The organism is Paenarthrobacter sp. Z7-10, assembly GCF_026932795.1.
GTDB lineage: Bacteria > Actinomycetota > Actinomycetes > Actinomycetales > Micrococcaceae > Arthrobacter_M.
Genome location: NZ_JADPVH010000110.1, coordinates 1 through 3,858, shown reverse-complemented (window position 1 = coordinate 3,858; position 3,858 = coordinate 1). Strand labels below are relative to the sequence as shown.

The 3,858-nt window shown below is 60.9% G+C and carries 4 protein-coding genes and 1 pseudogene; 3 read left to right on the top strand and 2 right to left on the bottom strand.

Annotation, left to right across the window (positions count from 1 at the left end; translation table 11 throughout):
• Window positions 1-606: 606 nt before the first annotated feature.
• Window positions 607-1,086 (top strand): hypothetical protein, encoded by a 480-nt coding sequence (locus IV498_RS18585; RefSeq protein ID WP_269048558.1) that lies wholly within the window; start codon window positions 607-609, stop codon window positions 1,084-1,086.
• Between the two features lie 331 nt (window positions 1,087-1,417).
• Here IV498_RS18585 and IV498_RS18580 read toward each other — a convergent pair whose 3' ends face one another.
• A complete protein-coding gene (locus IV498_RS18580) occupies window positions 1,418-1,561 on the bottom strand; it encodes a hypothetical protein (RefSeq protein WP_269048557.1) in 144 nt (47 codons plus the stop codon).
• 456 nt (window positions 1,562-2,017) lie between these two features.
• Between IV498_RS18580 and IV498_RS18575 the strand changes: the two genes are divergently transcribed.
• Together IV498_RS18575 and IV498_RS18570 are read left to right on the top strand one after the other, a co-directional pair.
• The gene (locus IV498_RS18575; protein WP_269048556.1) at window positions 2,018-3,031 is read left to right on the top strand and encodes a DMT family transporter; all 1,014 of its coding nucleotides are present in this window, start codon (window positions 2,018-2,020) and stop codon (window positions 3,029-3,031) included.
• 351 nt (window positions 3,032-3,382) lie between these two features.
• Window positions 3,383-3,721: pseudogene (locus IV498_RS18570) on the top strand (recombinase family protein); the annotation flags it as partial.
• On the opposite strand, the gene IV498_RS19190 reads toward IV498_RS18570, so the two are convergent.
• Window positions 3,722-3,856, bottom strand: a complete 135-nt coding sequence (locus tag IV498_RS19190) for an IS3 family transposase (protein ID WP_442951386.1) — start codon at window positions 3,854-3,856, stop codon at window positions 3,722-3,724.
• Window positions 3,857-3,858 lie beyond the last annotated feature (2 nt).

The window sequence follows — 3,858 nt, the reverse complement described above, 5'->3', positions numbered from 1 at the left end:
GGATAAAAGCCGGTAGAATTCTTCACTTGGAAGGTGCCTCAAAGGTCTGTTCGAAATAGCTGTTTGGTAACTACTATTTTCGCAGGTCAGAGGCACCTTCTGCCTTTTAAACACACCCCTGGGCTCCGCCCCTCATGAAAGAGGGAGGTTAGCGCCGCAAGGGGTGTGGCTTCTCGCGGCTCCGGGTCGTACCGATAATGTGTCCCATCCCGATATTCTCGGAATCAGACGAAACCATCCTTTGATGGAAAGCCGGGAATCAAGACTCACTCGATGGCGCTGGTGTCCGGCGGCGGGTGCCGTCTTGCATGGCGTGGGTTACGAGGCACTTTGGTTATGAGACATTGTGTTGAGTTGCCGGGGACCCGGGACTTAACGGAGGGCACGTCAAAGGCTGCGCTTAACTTCATTCCCCACGCACAGTGGGGCTGGCGTTCGTCAGGTTCTGGCCACCTTCATGCTCCCCTCCAGCGCCCATCCTGTCAGGAACCGGCAGTCAGGGTGGTCCTCCCCGGGGAAATATTGCGCATCACCGGGGCGGATGCTCCCCTGTGGGTTTAGGGTGGAAGGACGGCATCCGCCGCGAAATCCCTCAAGGAGGGGCGCATGACTTCCAGCCAGTCCAGCTCCGAACAATTCGGTCAGCATCTGAAAAGCGTCGGCGGCTCAGAGGCTGACGTCAGCGGTTCCGCGTACGTCGTCACGGAGGAAGACACCGTGGAAAGCGTCGTCTCGGGCCTGCGGATGAAACAGCACGAGCACGGCGATCCGGACAGTGAGCCCACCATCCTGCACGCCTCTGCCCAGGTCCTCATCAGCAGGCGTGATGAGCAGGATCCGAGCCATCACCCTGGGACCTCCCAGCCGGGGGAGTATCAGCTGGACATCCATTTCCCCGGGGGCCGCTGCACCCGTGAACCCATCCCCGAGGAGGATCTGGAAGCCGCCCAGACCTGGGCCCAGAGACGGATCGAGGCCGAAGGGGCGGATTTCGGCGCCATTTACTTCCCATCCGGCGGCGGCATTGCCCCTGGAACGGGTGCCCTGGAATGCAGTTATGACTCTTCGCTGGGCTGGCACCGGTAGGCTCCCTGCCCACGCGGCCCGACCCATGGTGATGGCGACGACGCTCCAGCTATCGAATGCCATCGCGAACAGGCTTCTTCCGGCAACGTCGTAGACGAAGCCGCTTTGACACTGCACAAGGCCGGGTGAAGTGCCCATGCTGGCTGAGCATCGGCGCTCTTGCGTCGCCGCCGTCCGTTATGTCGCAGCTGCAGGATAAACGGATTCTGGTCCGAGGGTCCGGCGCGCCGATTGGCGATTCGAAGTACCTCAGCGAACATTTGGGCCCCATAGGAATTGGCGTTGCACCACGACCGTGGTGGCCGGCCAGTCCTGCACCCGTTGGAGACTCTCACCCCCCTGAGGGGTTCTCCACCGGGGTGCCGTCCGGGTCTTCGGTTTTGCCGGGTTCTTCCGTCGGATTCGTTGACGGGTTCTCTGTTCGGGGATCCTCGGGCTCGCCGAAGGGCTGGCGTTCAGTTCCGGGATCGCTCATGATGCTCCTTTGGTTGGTTGTTACACGCTAGTCCAATAACGTGAACCCGACAACAACCTGACGTGTAGGCACGTTGTCTGAGGGCAAAGGACGGGAACGGATCTTGGATATCGAAATTGTCGAACGGTGCTTCCGTCCCGCTTCTGAAGAAACGGGGTGGATCCAGGTCTCGGAGCTTGCTCATCATGGCCCGTGCGTTGAAAGCCGGCCGGTACCTCTCAGCCGCTAAGATCACCGGTGGTTTGGCTGCGAGGTCCTTTGGGGTTGGCGCCGAATTTGCTAAGCTGTTCGGCGCCCTCGTCGGTGTCGACTTGTCGGGGCGGCCTCAACCGGCTGGCTCCTGAACCTTGGCTCGCCGACGGCTGGGAAAGGCGGGTGAGCTATCACGGCCGGCCTCGGGGCCGTTGGGGTGGGGATAAAGCGCCGCCGAGCCATTGAGGAGGATGGCCCGGTGAGGTGGTGTTGGAGGGTGATCTCGGGTTCGTCCCCGGTCAGGTCCGGGTTGGACGGTTTTCCGCCGGTGTGACCGGTAATCTTGGCGCCATGGCCTTTGAACTTGTCTCGCTGACACCGGCGCAGGCCCTGGGGATTCCGGTGGCCCTTGTCGGTTCCGTCTTCCTGGCCTTGGGTGCACAGTTTCAGCACCGCGGCGTGTCCAAGGGCCAGTCAGAGGAGCGGCCCGACACTAAAGCGGGTCTGAACCTCAAGGCTCTTCTTGCGCTGGTACGCCGCCCGGTATGGGTAGCCGGAACGCTGATGCTCGGTCTGGCTGTCGTTTTGCAGTTGTTCAGCCTGTACCTGGCGCCGCTGACCGTGGTTCAGCCTCTTGGCGCCCTCGCTCTTGTTATTACTGCTGTCCTCAACGCGCGGGCAACCGGGACGAAGCTGAGCGTACCGACGATCCGGGCGGTGGCTTTCTGTGTGGGGGGCATCGGATTGTTTGTCAGCGTCGCGGCACTGACCACAACGACGGTTCCTATCCATGACGCCCAGCTGATCATCGTGTTGATCCTCCTCGGGGCCGTATTGACCATCCTCGCTTTTTCCTTCGGGTTCTTCCGCAGCAAATTCAGCACCCTGTTGTACATCCTCGCCGCCGGAGTCCTGTTCGGGTTCGTGGCGACCCTGGCGAAAGTCGTCATCGACCGGGTACACACGCTCATCGCGTTCGGATTCCACTACGAGCCAGGAGACGGGCTTACTTTCGTATGCGTAGCTGGATTAATCGCCGCAGCCCTGACAGGATCCTATTTCGTTCAAAGCGCGTATTCCTCCGGACCGCCGGACCTTGTTGTCGCCGGTCTAACCGTTATTGATCCCCTCATAGGGGTCAGTATCGGAATTGCCGTGCTGGGCGAAGCTTCATCTGCTCCGCCCAGGGCAGCTCCCGTCTTCCTCCTCGCCGGCGCCCTGGCGGTCTACGGTGTCTTCCAACTCTCCACACGTCACCCGCCGGCATCACCGAGCTGACCCCCGCGATCGTGTTCCACAGCTGACCGGGAAAGTCAGATCCACCCGGGCAGCCCCGTGTCCCTCGTGCCGGTCGAAGAGCCAAATCGGTCACCTTCGAACATTGCAAGAACTGATCTTGCTTAAGAGTTCTCCTCAATCAATGGGGCTCCCCTGGAGGATGATGTTCTTTCCCCACAGGTCTTCCGTGAAACAGGTAATGAGAACCAGACGCCCAGGAGCAATATCCCAAATGGGGCTCTCCCGCAAGGTGTCCTTGTTTTCTGCGGTGATGCTATCGACCCGGTAGGCAAAGTTTCCCACCGCGGTGGTCACGGTGAAGTGATCGCCCCTTGGCCTGGCTGATGATAGAACATGCTCGCCTTCGCTGACGAACTCCGCGGCCGAGGCGCGGGCCTGCGCGTGCTGAACCTCGGCGGTGGCGACGTCGACACCGCAACACCCATGGGGTCGATGCTGTTCACGGTCATGGCCGCCCTCGCGCAAATGGAACACGAGATCAAACGCGAACGCGTCACCGACTCCATCAGTAAACGCAGAGAAGCCGGAAAGGACCTTGGCGGCCGGCCCCGCCGGATCACCGACATCCACAGTGCCCTCCGCCTCGTTAAAGCCGGGACACCGGCGGCACAAGTCGCGGGCGACCTTGACATGTCACGTTGTCAAGCCCCGGGTTTAATGGAGGGTTAGTTAGACCCGTTCCATCGTTTTGATGGCGGGCAGATTTGAGTAGTAATTGGTTTCTGCTTCCACGGGCGGCATGTAGCCGATCTCTCCGTGGAGACGCCGGTGGTTATACCAGTCGATGTATTCGGCGACAGCGATTT

What these genes read in the sequence shown, in the direction of transcription:
- IV498_RS18580 (WP_269048557.1), bottom strand. Translation starts at nt 1,561, where the DNA reads ATGAGCGATCCCGGAACTGAACGCCAGCCCTTCGGCGAGCCCGAGGAT.
- IV498_RS18585 (WP_269048558.1), top strand. Translation starts at nt 607, where the DNA reads ATGACTTCCAGCCAGTCCAGCTCCGAACAATTCGGTCAGCATCTGAAA.